Raw genomic sequence first — 16,965 nt, forward strand, 5'->3', positions numbered from 1 at the left:
GTATCAGACCGCCCTCATCAGCAGGGTCGCGGCGATGAGGATCGCCGCACCGCCGAACATCGAGACCGCGTACGACCGCGCGAAGCCGTTCTGAAGCCTGCGCATCCGTCCGGACAGACCGCCGACCGAGGCCGCCGTGCCGTTGACGACGCCGTCGACCAGGGTGTGGTCGACGTACACCAGGGAGCGTGTGAGGTGCTCGCCGCCCCGTACGAGGACGACGTGGTTGAAGTCGTCCTGGAGCAGGTCGCGCCGGGCGGCACGGGTGAGCAGCGACCCGCGCGGGGCGACGACCGGGACCGGGCGGCGGCCGTACTGGCCGTAGGCGATGGCGACGCCGATGACCATGCACGCGACGGTCGCGCCGGTGACCACGCCCGCGCTGATCGGCGGGTGGCCGTGCTCGAACCCGGTGATGGGCTCCAGCCAGTGCACGAAGCGCTCGCCGATGCTGAAGAACCCACCGGCGGCCACCGACCCGATGGCCAGCACGATCATGGGGATCGTCATGACCTTGGGGGACTCGTGCGGGTGCGGATCGTTGCCGTTCGCGTCTGGCTGCCAGCGCTTCTCGCCGAAGAACGTCATCAGCACCACGCGCGTCATGTAGTACGCCGTGATGGCCGCGCCCAGCAGCGCGCAGCCGCCGAGGATCCAGCCCTCGGTGCCGCCCTTGGCGAACGCCGCTTCGATGATCTTGTCCTTGGAGAAGAAGCCGGACAGACCCGGGAAGCCGATGATGGCCAGGTATCCGAGGCCGAAGGTGACGAAGGTGACCGGCATGTACTTGCGCAGACCGCCGTACTTGCGCATGTCCACCTCGTCGTTCATGCCGTGCATGACCGAACCGGCGCCGAGGAAGAGCCCGGCCTTGAAGAAGCCGTGCGTCACCAGGTGCATGATCGCGAAGACATAACCGATGGGGCCGAGCCCCGCGGCGAGGACCATGTAGCCGATCTGCGACATGGTCGAGCCGGCCAGCGCCTTCTTGATGTCGTCCTTCGCGCAACCGACGATCGCACCGAAGAGGAGCGTGACGGCACCGACGATCGTGACGACCAGCTGGGCGTCGGGCGCCGCGTTGAAGATCGCTCCGGAGCGGACGATCAGGTAGACGCCCGCGGTCACCATCGTCGCGGCGTGGATGAGGGCCGAGACCGGGGTCGGGCCCTCCATCGCGTCCCCGAGCCAGGACTGAAGCGGCACCTGGGCCGACTTGCCGCATGCGGCGAGCAACAGCATCAGGCCGATGGCGGTGAGCCTGCCCTCGCTCGTGTCGGCGACGAGCCCGGCCTCCTCTCCGGTGCCGAGCACCGGCCCGAAGGCGAAGCTGCCGAACCAGAGGAACATCATCATGATCGCGATCGACAGACCCATGTCGCCGACGCGGTTGACCAGGAAGGCCTTCTTCGCGGCCGTGGCGGCGCTGGGCTTGTGCTGCCAGAAGCCGATCAGCAGGTAGGAGGCGAGACCGACGCCCTCCCAGCCGACGTACAGAAGAAGGTAGTTGTCGGCGAGGACGAGCAGCAGCATCGCCGCGAGGAACAGGTTCAGGTAGCCGAAGAAGCGGCGGCGCCGCTCGTCGTGTTCCATGTACCCGACCGAGTACAGGTGGATCAGCGAGCCGACGCCGGTGATCAGCAGCACGAACGTCATCGACAGCTGGTCGAGGCGGAATGCGATGTCCGCCTGGAAGCCCTCGACCGGGATCCAGCTGAACAGGTGGCTGGTCAGGGTCCGTTGTTCGGCGTCCTTGCCGAGCAGGTCGGCGAAGAGGACGACGCCGAGCACGAAGGAGACGGCGGCGAGGGCGGTGCCGATCCAGTGGCCGACGCGGTCGAGGCGCCGGCCACCGCACAGCAGTACGGCCGCTCCGAGCAATGGCGCCGCGACCAGCAGCGCAATCAGGTTCTCCACGATTCTTCCGACCCCTTAGAGCTTCATCAGGCTGGCGTCGTCGACCGAGGCCGAGTGGCGGGAACGGAACAGCGACACGATGATCGCGAGCCCGACGACGACTTCCGCGGCGGCGACGACCATCGTGAAGAAGGCGATGATCTGGCCGTCGAGATTGCCGTGCATCCGGGAGAAGGCGACGAGCGTGAGGTTGCAGGCGTTGAGCATGAGCTCGATGCACATGAAGACGACGATCGCGTTGCGCCTGATCAGCACGCCCGTGGCGCCGATCGTGAACAACAGGGCGGCGAGGTAGAGGTAGTTGACCGGGTTCACTTGGACGCCTCCTCGGGCCGCTTGAAGGTCGACGGCTCGACAGCGGTGCGCTCCAGCCGTTCCTCCGCACGCTGCTCCAGGGCCCGCAGGTCATTGAGCGCCTCGGTGGACACGTCCCGGATCTGGCCGCGTTCGCGCAGCGTCTTGCTGACCGTGAGGTCGGACGGGGTGCCGTCGGGCAGCAGACCCGCGATGTCGACCGCGTTGTGCCGGGCGTACACGCCGGGGGCCGGAAGCGGCGGGACGTGCTTGCCTTCGCGGACGCGCTCTTCGGACAGCTCTCGCTGGGTCTTGGCGCGCTCGGTGCGCTCGCGGTGCGTGAGCACCATGGCGCCGATGGCGGCCGTGATCAGCAGGGCGCCGGTGATCTCGAAGGCGAAGACGTACTTGGTGAAGATGAGCGCCGCGAGGCCCTCCACATTGCCGTTCGCGTTCGCCTGGGCGAGGCCGTTGAACTCCGTCAGGGAGGCGTTGCCGATGCCGGCGACCAGCAGGACGCCGAAGCCGAGCCCGCAGAGAAGGGCCAGCCAGCGCTGGCCCTTGATGGTCTCCTTCAGGGAGTCCGCGGCCGTGACGCCGACCAGCATCACCACGAACAGGAACAGCATCATGATCGCGCCGGTGTAGACGACGATCTGCACGATGCCCAGGAAGTAGGCGCCGTTGGCGAGGTAGAACACCGCCAGGATGATCATGGTCCCGGCAAGGCAGAGCGCGCTGTGCACAGCCCTTTTCATGAAGACGGTGCACAGGGCGCCGATCACGGCGACGGTGCCGAGGATCCAGAACTGGAAGGCCTCTCCGGTGGAGGTGGAGTAGGCGGCGAGCTGCCCGGTCATCGGCCGATCACCTTCCCGGACGCCGGTTCGTCCTCACCGAAGGTCGACTCGGCCTCCTGCGGCACCTCGCCCTTGGAGAGCGCGACCTGCTGGGTCGTGCCCGGCGCGGCCTCCGTCACCAGGCCCCGGTAGTAGTCCTGCTCGTCCGTCCCGGGGTAGATGGCGTGCGGGCTGTCGACCATGCCGTCCTCGAGACCGGCGAGCAGCTGCTCCTTGGTGTAGATGAGGTTGGCGCGACTGGAGTCCGCGAGCTCGAACTCGTTGGTCATCGTGAGCGCGCGCGTGGGGCACGCCTCGATGCACAGGCCGCACAGGATGCAGCGGGCGTAGTTGATCTGGTAGACGCGGCCGTACCGCTCGCCCGGCGAGTAGCGCTCCTCGTCGGTGTTGTCGGCGCCCTCCACATAGATGGCGTCGGCGGGGCAGGCCCAGGCGCACAGTTCGCAGCCGACGCACTTCTCCAGGCCGTCCGGATGGCGGTTGAGCTGGTGCCGTCCGTGGAAGCGTGGAGCGGTGGTCTTCTGCTGTTCCGGGTACTGCTCGGTCAGCCGCTTCTTGAACATGGCCTTGAAGGTCACGCCGAAGCCGGCCACGGGGTTCTGGAAACCGGGCTTGGTCTCCTTGGGCTCCTCAGCCATCGGACGCCTCCTTTCCATCCAGAGATCCGTCACTCTGAGTATCGGACCCACCACTGACAATCAGCTCCCGCTCACGGCGCGGGCGGCGCCGAGGCACCGCCGGAAGCTCCTGTCCGGGCAGTGGCGGTACGGGGAATCCGCCCGCCATCGCATCGAAGCCGACGGCTTCCTCGGCGGGCTGTGCGCCTTCCTTCGTCCGCTCCCGGAACAGGTCCGCGACGAAGGAGAGGAGGAGCAGCGCGAGGACGCCGCCGCCGACGTAGAGGGCGATGTCGGCGAAGTCGTAGTTCTCGTTGCGGAGGGTCCGCACGGTCGCGACGAGCATCAGCCAGACGACGGAGACCGGGATGAGGACCTTCCAGCCGAGCTTCATCAGCTGGTCGTAGCGGACGCGTGGGAGCGTGCCGCGCAGCCAGATGAAGAAGAACAGCAGCAGCTGGACCTTGATCACGAACCAGAGGAGCGGCCACCAGCCGTGGTTCGCGCCCTCCCAGAAGGTGCTGACCGGATACGGGGCCCGCCAGCCGCCCAGGAAGAGCGTCACGGACACGGCCGAGACCGTCACCATGTTCACGTACTCGGCGAGCATGAACAGCGCGAACTTGATCGACGAGTACTCGGTGTTGAAGCCGCCCACCAGGTCGCCCTCGGACTCGGGCATGTCGAAGGGGGCGCGGTTGGTCTCGCCGACCATCGTGACGATGTAGATCAGGAACGAGACCGGCAGCAGGACGACGTACCAGCGGTCCTGCTGCGCCTCGACGATCGCCGACGTCGACATCGACCCGGAGTAGAGGAACACCGAGGCGAACGCGGCACCCATCGCGATCTCGTACGAGATCATCTGCGCGCAGGAACGGAGGCCACCGAGCAGCGGGTAGGTGGAACCGGAGCTCCAACCCGCGAGGACGATGCCGTAGATGCCGACCGAGGCGACCGCGAGGATGTACAGCATCGCGATCGGCAGGTCGGTGAGCTGCATCGTGGTGCGCTGGCCGAAGATCGAGATCTCGTTGCCGGCCGGGCCGAAGGGGATCACCGCGATCGCCATGAAGGCCGGGATGGCCGCGACGATCGGCGCGAGGACGTAGACCACCTTGTCCGCGCGTTTGACGATGACGTCTTCCTTGAGCATCAGCTTGACGCCGTCGGCGAGCGACTGGAGCATGCCCCAGGGCCCGTGCCGGTTGGGGCCGACGCGCAGCTGCATCCACGCGACGACCTTGCGCTCCCAGACGATAGAGAACAGCACGGTCACCATCAGGAAGGCGAAGCAGAACACCGCCTTGATGACGACCAGCCACCAGGGGTCGCGGCCGAACATCGAGAGGTCTTCAGCGGCGAGGAAAGGGCTCATGCCTCCACCTCCTCGGGGGCCTCGGACGCGCGGGTCGCCGGGCCGATGCGGACGAGTGAGCCGAGCAGTGCCCCGGTGTCGGAGGCGACGCCGCGGCCCACGGAGTTCAGCGGCAGCCACACCACCCGGTCGGGCATCTCCGTGATGCGCAGCGGCAGTTCGACGACTCCGGCCGGGCCGCTCACGGCGAGGAGGTCGCCGTCCTTCACACCGGACTCGGCGGCCGTGGCGGCCGACACGCGCGCGTGGGCGGCGTGCCGGGTACCGGCGAGCGCTGCATCGCCCTGCTGGAGAATGCCCTCGTCGAGCAGCAGCCGGTGCCCGGCGAGGACGGCCTCACCTGCTGCCGGTCGCGGCAACTGAACCGCGATCTCCAGGGGTTCGGTGGCCCGCGGTCCGTCCCAGGAACCGAGCCGGTCGATCTCCGCGCGCGTGGTGCGCAGATCCGGCAGGCCCAGGTGTACGTCCATGGCGTCGGCCAGCATCTGGAGCACGCGCGCGTCGGTCGGGGCGAGGCGGCGGGTCATCTGGTCGGGCTTGAGCGCGGCCTCGAAGAAGCGCACCCGGCCCTCCCAGTTGAGGAAGGTGCCTGCCTTCTCGGCGACCGCGGCGACGGGCAGGACGACGTCGGCGAGCTGGGTGACCTCGCCGGGCCGCAGCTCCAGCGACACCACGAAGCCGACCTCGGCGAGCGCCTCACGCGCGCGTGCGGGGTCGGGCAGGTCGGTGACCTCGACGCCCGCGACCAGCAGGGCCTGGAGTTCGCCGGTCGTGGCGGCCTCCACGATCTGGCCGGTGTCGCGGCCGTAGCGGTGCGGAAGTTCGGCCAGGCCCCACACGCCGGCGACCTCGTCACGCGCGCGTGGGTCGGTCGCGGGGCGCCCGCCCGGCAGCAGCGACGGCAGCGCGCCTGCCTCGACGGCACCGCGTTCCCCGGCCCGGCGCGGGATCCACACCAGCTGGGCGCCGGTAGCGGACGCGGCCCGCGCGGCGGCGGTGAGCCCGCCCGTCACAGCGGCCAGCCGCTCGCCGACGACGATCACGGCGCCCTCGGTGCGCAGCGCCTCGGACGCCTTCGATCCGGCCTCGTCCAGGCCGACGCCGCTCGCGAGCGCGTCCAGCCACTCGGTCTCGGTGCCGGGAGCGGCGGGCAAGAGGGTGCCGCCGGCCTTCTCCAGGCCGCGCGTGGAGTGCGTGGCGAGCGAGAAGACCTTCTGGCCGTGCTTGCGCCATGCCTTGCGCAGCCGCAGGAAGACGCCGGGCGCCTCCTCCTCGGCCTCGAACCCGGCCAGCAGGACGGTCGGCGCCTTCTCCAGGGAGGCGTACGTGACGCCCGTACCGTCGAGGTCGCGACCGTGACCGGCGACCCGCGCGGCCAGGAAGTCGGCCTCCTCGCCGCTGTGCACGCGTGCGCGGAAGTCGATGTCGTTGGTGTCGAGCGCCACGCGCGCGAACTTGCTGTACGCGTAGGCGTCCTCGATGGTGAGCCGGCCGCCGGTCAGCACACCGGTCCGGCCGCGCGAGGCGAGCAGCCCCTGGGCCGCGATCTGGAGCGCCTCCGGCCAGGAGGCCGGTTCGAGGTCACCCTCGGCGTTGCGCACGAGAGGCGTCTGAAGCCGGTCGCGCTGCTGCGCGTACCGGAAGGCGAACCGCCCCTTGTCGCAGATCCACTCCTCGTTGACCTCGGGGTCGTTGGCCGCCAGGCGCCGCATGACCTTGCCGCGCCGGTGGTCGGTGCGCGTGGCGCACCCTCCGGAGCAGTGCTCGCACACCGAAGGCGAGGAGACGAGGTCGAAGGGGCGGGAGCGGAACCGGTACGCCGCCGACGTCAGCGCGCCGACCGGGCAGATCTGGATGGTGTTCCCGGAGAAGTACGACTCGAAGGGATCGCCCTCACCGGTGCCGACCTGCTGGAGGGCGCCACGCTCGACCAGCTCGATCATCGGGTCGCCCGCGACCTGGTTGGAGAACCGGGTGCAGCGGGCGCACAGCACGCACCGCTCGCGGTCGAGCAGCACCTGCGTGGAGATCGGGACGGGCTTCTCGTACGTCCGCTTGCGTCCCTCGAAGCGGGACTCGGAGTGCCCGTGCGACATGGCCTGGTTCTGCAACGGGCACTCGCCGCCCTTGTCGCAGACCGGGCAGTCCAGCGGGTGGTTGATGAGCAGGAGCTCCATCACACCCTTCTGGGCCTTCTCGGCGACCGGCGAGGTGAGGTGCGTCTTCACGACCATGCCGTCCGTGCACGTGATGGTGCAGGACGCCATCGGCTTGCGCTGGCCCTCGACCTCGACGATGCACTGGCGGCAGGCGCCGGCCGGGTCGAGGAGGGGGTGGTCGCAGAAGCGGGGGATCTCGATGCCGAGTTCCTCGGCGGCCCGGATGACCAGGGTGCCCTTGGGCACGCTGATCTCGACGCCGTCGATGGTCAGCGAGACGAGATCTTCCGGCGGGACCGCCGCCTCTCCCCCTCCGGAGGGAGCGCTGGTGGTCACAGTCATGCGTTCACCTCCGTGCGGTGGTCGGCCCAGGCCGTCGACTTGGCCGGGTCGAAGGGGCAGCCGCGGCCCGTGATGTGCTGCTCGTACTCCTCGCGGAAGTACTTGAGCGAGGAGAAGATCGGCGAGGCGGCACCGTCGCCGAGGGCGCAGAAGGACTTGCCGTTGATGTTGTCGGCGATGTCGTTGAGCTTGTCGAGGTCACTCATCACGCCCTTGCCGGCCTCGATGTCGCGCAGCAACTGCACGAGCCAGTAGGTGCCCTCGCGGCAGGGCGTGCACTTGCCGCAGGACTCGTGGGCGTAGAACTCGGTCCAGCGGGTGACGGCGCGGACGACGCAGGTCGTCTCGTCGAAGCACTGGAGTGCTTTCGTACCGAGCATGGAACCGGCGGCGCCCACTCCTTCGTAGTCAAGAGGGACGTCGAGGTGCTCGTCGGTGAACATCGGCGTCGAGGAGCCGCCCGGCGTCCAGAACTTGAGGCGATGGCCGGGGCGCATGCCGCCGCTCATCTCCAGGAGCTGGCGGAGTGTGATGCCGAGCGGGGCCTCGAACTGGCCGGGGTTGGCGACGTGGCCGCTGAGCGAGTAGAGCGTGAAGCCCGGGGACTTGTCGCTGCCCATCGACCGGAACCAGTCTTTGCCCCGGTGCAGGATCGCGGGAACCGACGCGATCGACTCGACGTTGTTCACAACAGTCGGGCAGGCGTAGAGACCTGCCACCGCAGGGAAGGGAGGACGGAGCCGCGGTTGACCACGGCGGCCTTCGAGCGAGTCGAGCAGTGCGGTCTCCTCACCGCAGATGTACGCGCCCGCACCCGCGTGCACGGTGAGTTCGAGGTCGAGTCCGCTGCCCAGGATGTTCTCGCCGAGGTAACCCGCCGCGTAGGCCTCGCGCACGGCCTCGTGCAACCGCCGCAATACGGGGACGACTTCACCACGCAGATAGATGAAGGCATGCGAAGACCTGATGGCATAGCACGCGATGACAATGCCCTCGATGAGGCTGTGCGGGTTCGCGAAGAGGAGCGGAATGTCCTTGCACGTTCCGGGCTCCGATTCGTCGGCGTTGACAACTAGATAGTGCGGTTTTCCATCACCCTGGGGAATGAACTGCCATTTCATCCCCGTGGGGAACCCCGCGCCGCCGCGCCCGCGCAGACCGGAGTCCTTGACGTACGCGATCAGGTCGTCCGGCGACATGGCGAGCGCCTTGCGGAGCCCCTCGTACCCCTCGTGCCTTCGGTAGACGTCCAGCGTCCAGGACCTGTCCTCGTCCCAGAAGGCCGACAGCACGGGTGCGAGCAGCTTCTCGGGGCTGTTTTCCTTCAGCTCTGGTGCCAACGTCATCACTCCCCCTCCTCGGCGACAGGCCCTGCCGGGTGGGCTGGGTCGGACGCGGACGATTCCTGCGGCGCGTCGTGCGAGCTGAGATGTTCAGCCGGCGACGGTTGGTGCACTGTCTTGCCCTGCGGCTCGTCGTGCGGGCCGCCGTCCCGCGGATGGACCACGCGCGCGGGTGCGGCCTCTCCCCTTGCCAGGCGGAGGCCCACCAGCGACGCCGGTCCCGCACCGCCGCTCTCCTCGACGGCCCCGGGCCGCTCGTCGGGGAAGCCGGCCAGGATCCGCGCGGTCTCCTTGAAGGTGCACAACCGGGCGCCGCGCGTCGGCTCCACGTCCCGCCCGGCGCGCAGGTCGTCGACGAGGCGTTTGGCGCTCGCCGGGGTCTGGTTGTCGAAGAACTCCCAGTTGACCATCACGACCGGGGCGAAGTCGCAGGCCGCGTTGCACTCGATGTGCTCCAGGGTGACCTTGCCGTCGCCCGTGGTCTCACCGTTGCCGACGCCCAGGTGCTCCTGGAGCTCCTCGAAGATCGCGTCTCCGCCCATCACCGCGCAGAGGGTGTTGGTGCAGACGCCCACCTGGTAGTCACCGGAGGGCTTGCGGCGGTACATCGTGTAGAAGGTGGCGACCGCGGTGACCTCGGCCGTGGTCAGGCCGAGCACCTCCGCGCAGAACCGCATCCCGGTGCGCGTGACATGCCCCTCCTCCGACTGCACGAGGTGCAGCAACGGCAGGAGTGCGGACCGGGAGTCCGGGTAGCGGGCAATGACCTCGCGCGCGTCACGTTCGAGCCGCTCCCGAACGTCGTCCGGGTACACGGGCGCGGGCAGCTCGGGCATGCCCAGGCTGACGCCCCGCTCCGAAGAAGAGGTGGTCACCGGTCGACGCCTCCCATCACGGGGTCGATGGACGCGACGGCGACGATGACGTCGGCGACCTGGCCGCCCTCGCACATCGCCGCCATGGCCTGAAGGTTGGTGAAGGACGGGTCGCGGAAGTGGACCCGGAAGGGGCGGGTGCCGCCGTCGGAGACGGCATGCACCCCGAGCTCGCCCTTGGGCGACTCGACGGCCGCGTACGCCTGTCCCGGCGGGACGCGGAAGCCCTCGGTGACCAGTTTGAAGTGGTGGATCAGGGCCTCCATGGAAGTGCCCATGATCTTCTTGATGTGGTCGAGGGAGTTGCCGAGCCCGTCCGGTCCCAGGGCGAGCTGGGCGGGCCAGGCGATCTTCTTGTCGGCGACCATGACCGGTCCGGGCTGGAGCCGGTCCAGGCACTGCTCGACGATCCCGAGCGACTGGCGCATCTCTTCCAGTCGGATCAGGAAGCGCCCGTAGGAGTCACAGGTGTCGGCGGTCGGGACCTCGAAGTCGTAGGTCTCGTAGTCGCAGTACGGCTGTGCCTTGCGCAGGTCGTGCGGCAGGCCGGTGGAGCGCAGGATCGGGCCGGTGGCGCCGAGGGCCATGCAGCCGGCCAGGTCGAGATAGCCGATGTCCTGCATGCGGGCCTTGAAGATGGGGTTCCCGGTGGCGAGCTTGTCGTACTCGGGGAGGTTCTTCTTCATCTTCTTCACGAACTCGCGGATGTGGTCCACCGCGCCGGGCGGCAGGTCCTGGGCGAGTCCGCCGGGGCGGATGTACGCGTGGTTCATCCGCAGGCCCGTGATGAGCTCGTAGATGTCGAGAATCATTTCACGATCACGGAATCCGTAGATCATGATCGTGGTGGCGCCGAGTTCCATGCCGCCGGTGGCGATGCACACCAGGTGGGAGGAGAGCCGGTTCAGCTCCATCAGGAGCACCCGGATGATCTTGGCACGCTCGGTGATCTGGTCCTCGATGCCGAGGAGTTTCTCGACGGCGAGACAGTAGGCGGTTTCGTTGAAGAAGGACGTCAGGTAGTCCATGCGCGTCACGAACGTGGTGCCCTGCGTCCAGGTCCGGTACTCGAGGTTCTTCTCGATGCCGGTGTGGAGATAGCCGATGCCGCAGCGGGCCTCGGTGACCGTCTCGCCGTCGATCTCCAGGATCAGGCGGAGCACTCCGTGGGTGGAGGGGTGCTGCGGGCCCATGTTGAGGACGATGCGCTCGTCGTCGGCGCGGGCCGCGGCTTGGACGATCTCGTCCCAGTCGCCACCGGTGACCGTGTATACGGTGCCCTCGGTGGTCTCACGGGCAGATGCTGACTGCGTGCTCACGAGTACGACCTCCGCTGGTCCGGAGCCGGGATCTGGGCGCCCTTGTACTCGACGGGGATGCCGCCGAGGGGGTAGTCCTTGCGCTGCGGGTGGCCCTGCCAGTCGTCCGGCATCATGATCCGCGTCAGGGCGGGATGACCGTCGAAGACGATGCCGAAGAAGTCGTACGTCTCGCGCTCGTGCCAGTCGTTCGTCGGGTACACGGAGACGAGCGACGGGATGTGCGGGTCGCTGTCGGGGGCGCTGACTTCGAGGCGGATCAGCCGGTTGTGGGTGATCGAGCGCAGGTGGTAGACGGCGTGCAGCTCGCGGCCCTTGTCACTGAGGTAGTGGACACCGCTGACGCCGGTGCACAGTTCGAAGCGCAGGGCCGGGTCGTCGCGCAGGGTGCGGGCGACGCGGACCAGGTGCTCGCGTTCGATGTGGAAGGTGAGTTCGTCGCGGTCGACGACCGTCTTCTCGATCGCGTTGTCGGGGAGGAGTCCCTGTTCCTCCAGCGCGCCCTCGAGTTCGTCGGCGACCTCGTCGAACCACCCTCCGTAGGGGCGGCTCGCCGGCCCCGGGAGCCGGATCGAGCGGACCAGGCCGCCGTAGCCCGAGGTGTCGCCGCCGTTGTCGGCGCCGAACATGCCGCGCTGGACGCGGATCTCCTCGCCGCCCTGGCCGCGCTGTCCGGGGAGGTTGGAGGCGGAGAGGTCCTTCTCGGGGTTGACCCCGTTCGACCCGTTCGCCCCGTTGGTTCCGTTCGCGTCGCTCACCGCAGCAGCCCCTTCATCTCGATCGTGGGCAGGGCCTTGAGCGCCGCTTCCTCCGCCTCCCGGGCCGCTTCTTCGGCGTTCACGCCGAGCTTGGAGGACTGGATCTTCTGGTGGAGCTTGAGAATCGCGTCCATCAGCATCTCCGGCCGTGGCGGGCAGCCGGGGAGATAGATGTCGACCGGGACGATGTGGTCGACGCCCTGCACGATCGCGTAGTTGTTGAACATGCCGCCCGAGGAGGCGCAGACCCCCATGGAGATCACCCACTTGGGGTTCGGCATCTGGTCGTAGACCTGCCGGAGCACCGGCGCCATCTTCTGGCTGACCCGGCCGGCGACGATCATCAGGTCGGCCTGGCGCGGCGAGCCGCGGAAGACCTCCATGCCGAAGCGCGCCAGGTCGTAGCGGCCCGCGCCGGTGGTCATCATCTCGATGGCACAGCACGCGAGGCCGAAAGTGGCCGGGAAGACGGACGCTTTGCGTACCCAGCCCGCGGCCTGCTCGACGGTGGTCAGCAGGAATCCGCTCGGCAGCTTTTCTTCGAGTCCCATGTCGTTAAAGGCCCCTCAGTCCCATTCCAGGCCGCCGCGCCGCCATACGTACGCGTACGCGACGAAGACGGTGAGCACGAAGAGCAGCATCTCCACGAGCCCGAAGATCCCCAGGGCGTCGAAGGTGACGGCCCAGGGGTAGAGGAAGACGATCTCGATATCGAAAATGATGAAGAGCATCGCCGTCAGGTAGTACTTGATCGGGAAGCGCCCGCCACCGGCCGGCGTGGGGGTCGGCTCGATACCGCACTCATAGGCCTCGAGCTTCGCCCGGTTGTACCGCTTCGGACCGATCAGCGTGGCCATGACCACGGAGAAGATCGCAAAGCCTGCCCCGAGGGCTCCCAGTACGAGGATGGGCGCATAGGCGTTCACCGCTCCTCGCTCCTCTCAGTCGGCACTGACTGCTGGCGGTTGCACTGGACTCACAACCGCCTCACCGGTTCCACGAGCCCCGCTCGTCCCGGCGAAGATCGAGAACATGTGAAGCAGGTCACAAGCCCAACTGCCTCGCATCCTATGCCCGCCACTCTGTGATCTGCGACACGGGGTATTGCACAAGCTTTGTGATCTCCACCACCTGACGAAGGATCATGAAGCCGGATGAGCGGTGATCTTCGTACGAGAAGCGTCCGAGTGATCACCAGAGGTGACATTTTCGCTCGTCTGCGCAGCTCGGAGGGGTCGTCTCCATATCAAGAGACTTCTCTTGCATGCAAATTGGTGTTGGACGGTGCGCCTTGATAGAGGAGCGCGTTCACACTTCAGAGGGAGCCGCGAAGGGGGATGTGGACGCGTGCACGCATTCACGAGCGGCGCCGCGCGGAATTCGGGCACAGGACGCGCACGAGGCCGTAACCGTTGCGTGACCTCCGCCACACGATGAGAGGGTCATGAGAACCGGGCTTGGCCACCGGTCCTAACAAGTGGTAGGCGCTGGGCAATTCGGACTTAATGATGAAAGGACGTGATCACGGGCGGAGTGAACAGCGTCCGCAATGTCCGTTACGGCGTCAATAAAGGGCGGCCCGCCCTGAATTTGGGGCGGCGATTGAACAACTGTGGCGCAGCACACGTTTCTTGTAGGTATGGAGGAGCCCCTGATACCGGTTGTTCTCATGTCCCACACTGCTCACATACGTAGCCACCGGAAGCCCCGCCGCAGTGCGTCGTCGTCCATCGCGATGCGTGCCGGAGTTGCCGGTGGCGTCCTCAGCATGGCAGCGGCTGGTGCGTCGGCCACGGCGAACGCTGCCGAGCCGGTGACGCAGACCATCGAACTGCCCACCCTCACGGCTGACGTGGCGGACCAGCTCGCCCAGTCCGCGGACGCCACCCAGTTGGCGGCCGCGAACTACGAGCTCGACGCCCAGCGTGACGCGGCCGCCGCCGCGGCCGCCAAGGAAGCCAAGAAGGACCTCGCGGAGGCCAAGAAGAAGGCCGAGGCGAAGAAGAAGGCCGAGGAGGCCCGCAGGGCCGCTGCGGAGGCCGCCGCTTCGCGCAGCGCCGAGCGCACCACCCTGTCCGCCTCCGCGAGCACCGGCACCGACGTGGCCGCTCCCGCCAGCGACAGCATCGGGAGGGTCATCTCCTTCCTCCGGGCGCAGGTGGGCGACGCGTACGTCATGGGTGCCACCGGCCCCCACGCGTGGGACTGCTCCAGCCTGGTCCAGGCCGCCTTCCTGGAGGGCGGCGTCCACCTGCCGCGGGTCTCGCAGGACCAGTCGATGGCCGGCACCGACATCCCGCTCTCGCAGATCCAGGTCGGGGACATCCTGTACTGGGGCGGCAAGGGATCGGCGTACCACGTGGGCGTCTACATCGGTAACGGCCAGTACCTGGACGCGGCCAACCCCTCCAAGGGCGTCGTCATCCAGGACCTCTCCGGGTACCCGGCGTCGGGCGCGGTACGCGTCCTCTGAGTCGTAGGGATCGCCGTAAGGGCCGCAGCCGCTCGGGGGCAGCGGCCCTTACGCCTTGGCCGGGAGGTCCAGAAGCTCAGCCCAGGTCGAAGGTGTTGGGCAGACCCAGCCTGTAGCGCACCTCGTCGACCCGCTTCAGCGGCTCCAGCTCCGGGGGCCGGTACAGCTCCCAGACACGGCAGGGCTCGGCGCCCGAATTGTCCGCCTCCAGGAGTGCGTTGACCGCCCGGCGTGCCGACTCGTTGGCGCCTTCCATCGTCGCCAGGTCCACGTCTGTGCGGACGTAGTCGCCCGCGAGGAAGAAGTTCGGGACCCTCGTGCGGGCCGTGGGGCGGTTGTAGAGGGTGCCCGTGGGGTGGATGAGGAGTTGCTCGCGGTTCTGCGGGTCGGGGCCGCCCAGGCCCGTCACCGCAGGGTCCATGAACCAGCCGAGGCGGTCCTCGTCCCGCAGCGTGGTCTTGCCGGCGTCGTTCAGCCCGTCCTTCAGCTGGGCCCAGAGTTCGGCGACAACCTCCTCCTTGGTGCACTCCTTGGCCGTCTTGCCGTACAGGATGCCCGGCTTGTCCCACTCCGAGATGATGGCGGACAGGCAGTCGTGGGCGCGACCGTCGCCGTAGTCGCGGGAGAAGTCCCGTCCCTTCCAGAACTGGGCCTGGCCGACGGCGGTCACCGACCACGGTGAGTCGAGACAGTTGATGTGGCCGTGCACGACGGGGGTGGGCGTGCGCAGGTAGAACATCACGCCGGTCATCCAGTCGGCCTGGAGGGCGTCACAGCGCGCGAGCTGCGGGTCGGCCGCGCGCAGGGCCGGGCCCCACGTCACACGCGCGTGCTCCACCGGCAGCGCGGAGACGTAGTGGTCGGCGGTGACGGTGCGTTCGTCGCCGCCGTCGCGGGCCGAGACGCGGACGCCGGTCACCCGGCCGCCGTCGTAACGGACGTCGCGGACCCGGGTGCCGAGGGCGAACTCGACGCCGAGGGAGCGCAGGTGCGCCTCCCAGGGGTCGATCCATGCCTCACTGGTGGGGGCGTTGAGGACGCGGTCGATGTCGGCGTCGCCGTCCATCCCCTGACCGAGCAGGCCCCACAGGAGCAGCGCCTCGATGATGACGCGGCCCACGGTTCGGGTCGACGCCACCTCCGCGCGCGTGGCGACGAGGTTGCGGGTCTGGCCGACGCCGAGGAGGGTCCGGTACTCCTCGCTCATCTCCTCGGCGCGGATGAAGTCCCACCACGCGACCTTCTCCCAGACCTCCTCGCGACGGGCGTCGCAGCTGGTGAGGTGGACGAGGAGGCGGTCGGCGAAGTAGGCGGCCTCGTGGGCGGGGAGGCGGGTGCCGAGGTCCAGCACCGAGAGGAGCTGGTCGCGGATCCAGCCGAGGGTGAGGTCGCCGGGTCGGGGCGGGGTAGCGGCGCGGCGCAGCGGGAAGTGCAGGTCGGGACGGCCGTCGGCGCGGGCGAACAGGGCCTCGGTGCCGCTGACGAGGTTGTCGTGGACACCGTTCGCGTTGCCCGGGACGGGGATGCGGCGCATGGTGTCCGGCAGGTTCCGGTAGAAGCCGGGGAAGAAGCGGAAGCCGTGTTCTGCGGGGAGGTCGGCTCGGCCGCCGGCCGCCGTGCCCGGCGCGGGCATCGAGCGGGCCTTGCCGCCGAGGGCGTCGTAGTACTCGTAGACGGTGACGGCGTAGCCGCGTTGGGCGAGTTCGTGGGCGGCGCTCAGGCCGGAGACTCCACCGCCCAGGACGGCGACGCGCTTGCCTTCCGCGGCCTTCGCGCTGCCGGCGGGCCATAAGGCGAGGGCGCCGGCCGCTCCCCCGGCACCGGCCAGGAAGCGTCTGCGGGTATGGCCGGATCGCGTGGGACCTGTCTGCTCCTGGGGCTCCTGCGCGTGTTCTGTTGTCATGATTCCCGGAGGGTAGGGAGGGGCTGCCAAGGCCGGAAGCCCGTTTCCCGGCCACCCACAGCATCCTCACAACCACAGGGAGAGACAGATGCCCAGCGTCTTCGTCCAGGGCAGGCCCGTCGACTCGTATCCGCCGCTCGCGCCCGAGGCCCGGCGCGGGTCGGTGCGAAGGATCACCGAAACGGGTGAGGAGGTCCTGCACAAGCCGTGCCGGGACGTGACCGAGTTCGGGCCCGATCTCGCCGCGCTCATCGACGACATGTTCCTGACCATGTACATCGCCGACGGGGCGGGACTGGCGGCGAACCAAGTCGGGGTGGGTCTGCGGCTGTTCGTGTACGACTGCCCGGACGACGAGGGGGTCCGGCACGTCGGGCACATCGTCAACCCGGTGCTGGAGCCGCTCGAAGCCACGCAGAGGCGGCTCCTCGATGAAGGAGAGGGCTGCCTCTCCGTCCCCGGTGCCGTGCTGGACGTGCCGCGTCCCGACCGGGCCGTGGTGCGCGGGCTCGACAAGGACGGCGAGCCGCTCGTGATCGAGGGAACGGGGTACTTCGCCCGTTGCCTGGCGCACGAGACCGATCACTGCGACGGGCAGGTCTATCTGGACCGGCTCTCCAAGCGGGAGCGGAAGGACGCACTGCGACAGGTGGCGGGGGGGAGAGGAGAGAGGCGGTGGGGACGGGGGGAGACAAACCACGAACCCTACACAAACCACGCACCCAAA

15 protein-coding genes are annotated in these 16,965 nt (G+C 68.6%); 2 read left to right on the forward strand and 13 right to left on the reverse strand.

The genetic code is table 11. The features are described 5' to 3' along the window. Window positions 1-3: 3 nt before the first annotated feature. Genes nuoL through ACFU95_RS01840 form a run of 12 tightly spaced genes read right to left on the reverse strand, consistent with a single transcriptional unit; the run spans window position 4 to window position 12,788 of the window. Window positions 4-1,917: an NADH-quinone oxidoreductase subunit L gene (nuoL, locus tag ACFU95_RS01785; RefSeq protein ID WP_383820209.1), complete on the reverse strand. Its 1,914-nt coding sequence runs from the start codon at window positions 1,915-1,917 to the stop codon at window positions 4-6. 15 nt (window positions 1,918-1,932) lie between these two features. Then, window positions 1,933-2,232: an NADH-quinone oxidoreductase subunit NuoK gene (nuoK, locus tag ACFU95_RS01790; RefSeq protein WP_003998919.1), complete on the reverse strand. Its 300-nt coding sequence runs from the start codon at window positions 2,230-2,232 to the stop codon at window positions 1,933-1,935. Then, window positions 2,229-3,071: an NADH-quinone oxidoreductase subunit J gene (locus ACFU95_RS01795; RefSeq protein ID WP_383820211.1), complete on the reverse strand. Its 843-nt coding sequence runs from the start codon at window positions 3,069-3,071 to the stop codon at window positions 2,229-2,231. Before ACFU95_RS01795 ends, nuoK begins: the two co-directional genes overlap by 4 nt. Further along, window positions 3,068-3,709 (reverse strand): NADH-quinone oxidoreductase subunit NuoI, encoded by a 642-nt coding sequence (gene nuoI / locus ACFU95_RS01800; protein WP_383820213.1) that lies wholly within the window; start codon window positions 3,707-3,709, stop codon window positions 3,068-3,070. Before nuoI ends, ACFU95_RS01795 begins: the two co-directional genes overlap by 4 nt. Beyond that, window positions 3,702-5,066 (reverse strand): NADH-quinone oxidoreductase subunit NuoH, encoded by a 1,365-nt coding sequence (gene nuoH / locus ACFU95_RS01805; protein ID WP_383820216.1) that lies wholly within the window; start codon window positions 5,064-5,066, stop codon window positions 3,702-3,704. The genes nuoI and nuoH overlap by 8 nt, the downstream gene beginning before the upstream one ends. Further along, complete coding sequence (locus ACFU95_RS01810) at window positions 5,063-7,567, reverse strand: NADH-quinone oxidoreductase subunit G (RefSeq protein WP_383820219.1); 2,505 nt, start codon at window positions 7,565-7,567, stop codon at window positions 5,063-5,065. The genes nuoH and ACFU95_RS01810 overlap by 4 nt, the downstream gene beginning before the upstream one ends. Next, window positions 7,564-8,913 (reverse strand): NADH-quinone oxidoreductase subunit NuoF, encoded by a 1,350-nt coding sequence (nuoF, locus tag ACFU95_RS01815; RefSeq protein WP_383820220.1) that lies wholly within the window; start codon window positions 8,911-8,913, stop codon window positions 7,564-7,566. The genes ACFU95_RS01810 and nuoF overlap by 4 nt, the downstream gene beginning before the upstream one ends. Beyond that, entirely contained in the window at window positions 8,913-9,785 is an 873-nt protein-coding gene (gene nuoE / locus ACFU95_RS01820; protein WP_383820222.1) for an NADH-quinone oxidoreductase subunit NuoE, read from the reverse strand. The genes nuoF and nuoE overlap by 1 nt, the downstream gene beginning before the upstream one ends. Further along, window positions 9,782-11,104, reverse strand: a complete 1,323-nt coding sequence (locus tag ACFU95_RS01825; RefSeq protein ID WP_383820224.1) for an NADH-quinone oxidoreductase subunit D — start codon at window positions 11,102-11,104, stop codon at window positions 9,782-9,784. Before ACFU95_RS01825 ends, nuoE begins: the two co-directional genes overlap by 4 nt. Continuing rightward, window positions 11,101-11,862 (reverse strand): NADH-quinone oxidoreductase subunit C, encoded by a 762-nt coding sequence (locus ACFU95_RS01830; RefSeq protein WP_383820225.1) that lies wholly within the window; start codon window positions 11,860-11,862, stop codon window positions 11,101-11,103. The genes ACFU95_RS01825 and ACFU95_RS01830 overlap by 4 nt, the downstream gene beginning before the upstream one ends. Then, the gene (locus ACFU95_RS01835; protein WP_007383964.1) at window positions 11,859-12,413 is read right to left on the reverse strand and encodes an NADH-quinone oxidoreductase subunit B family protein; all 555 of its coding nucleotides are present in this window, start codon (window positions 12,411-12,413) and stop codon (window positions 11,859-11,861) included. Before ACFU95_RS01835 ends, ACFU95_RS01830 begins: the two co-directional genes overlap by 4 nt. 15 nt (window positions 12,414-12,428) lie before the next feature. Then, window positions 12,429-12,788, reverse strand: coding sequence for an NADH-quinone oxidoreductase subunit A (locus ACFU95_RS01840; RefSeq protein ID WP_003974383.1), 360 nt, complete (start codon window positions 12,786-12,788; stop codon window positions 12,429-12,431). A 713-nt stretch (window positions 12,789-13,501) separates the two neighbouring features. Here ACFU95_RS01840 and ACFU95_RS01845 point away from each other — a divergent pair. Beyond that, a complete protein-coding gene (locus ACFU95_RS01845; protein ID WP_383820228.1) occupies window positions 13,502-14,335 on the forward strand; it encodes a C40 family peptidase in 834 nt (277 codons plus the stop codon). Between the two features lie 76 nt (window positions 14,336-14,411). Here ACFU95_RS01845 and ACFU95_RS01850 read toward each other — a convergent pair whose 3' ends face one another. Continuing rightward, the gene (locus ACFU95_RS01850; RefSeq protein WP_383820230.1) at window positions 14,412-16,238 is read right to left on the reverse strand and encodes an FAD-dependent oxidoreductase; all 1,827 of its coding nucleotides are present in this window, start codon (window positions 16,236-16,238) and stop codon (window positions 14,412-14,414) included. An 88-nt stretch (window positions 16,239-16,326) separates the two neighbouring features. On the opposite strand from ACFU95_RS01850, the gene def reads away from it, so the two are divergent. Further along, a partial coding sequence (gene def / locus ACFU95_RS01855; protein WP_383820232.1) for a peptide deformylase occupies window positions 16,327-16,965 on the forward strand: 639 nt, incomplete at its 3' end.

The sequence above is a fragment of the Streptomyces sp. NPDC057623 genome (assembly GCF_042800355.1).
Lineage (GTDB): Bacteria > Actinomycetota > Actinomycetes > Streptomycetales > Streptomycetaceae > Streptomyces.

What these genes read in the sequence shown, in the direction of transcription:
- ACFU95_RS01845 (WP_383820228.1), top strand. Translation starts at nt 13,502, where the DNA reads ATGGAGGAGCCCCTGATACCGGTTGTTCTCATGTCCCACACTGCTCAC.
- ACFU95_RS01850 (WP_383820230.1), bottom strand. Translation starts at nt 16,238, where the DNA reads ATGACAACAGAACACGCGCAGGAGCCCCAGGAGCAGACAGGTCCCACG.
- ACFU95_RS01835 (WP_007383964.1), bottom strand. Translation starts at nt 12,413, where the DNA reads ATGGGACTCGAAGAAAAGCTGCCGAGCGGATTCCTGCTGACCACCGTC.
- nuoH (WP_383820216.1), bottom strand. Translation starts at nt 5,066, where the DNA reads ATGAGCCCTTTCCTCGCCGCTGAAGACCTCTCGATGTTCGGCCGCGAC.
- ACFU95_RS01810 (WP_383820219.1), bottom strand. Translation starts at nt 7,567, where the DNA reads ATGACTGTGACCACCAGCGCTCCCTCCGGAGGGGGAGAGGCGGCGGTC.
- ACFU95_RS01795 (WP_383820211.1), bottom strand. Translation starts at nt 3,071, where the DNA reads ATGACCGGGCAGCTCGCCGCCTACTCCACCTCCACCGGAGAGGCCTTC.
- nuoF (WP_383820220.1), bottom strand. Translation starts at nt 8,913, where the DNA reads ATGACGTTGGCACCAGAGCTGAAGGAAAACAGCCCCGAGAAGCTGCTC.
- nuoI (WP_383820213.1), bottom strand. Translation starts at nt 3,709, where the DNA reads ATGGCTGAGGAGCCCAAGGAGACCAAGCCCGGTTTCCAGAACCCCGTG.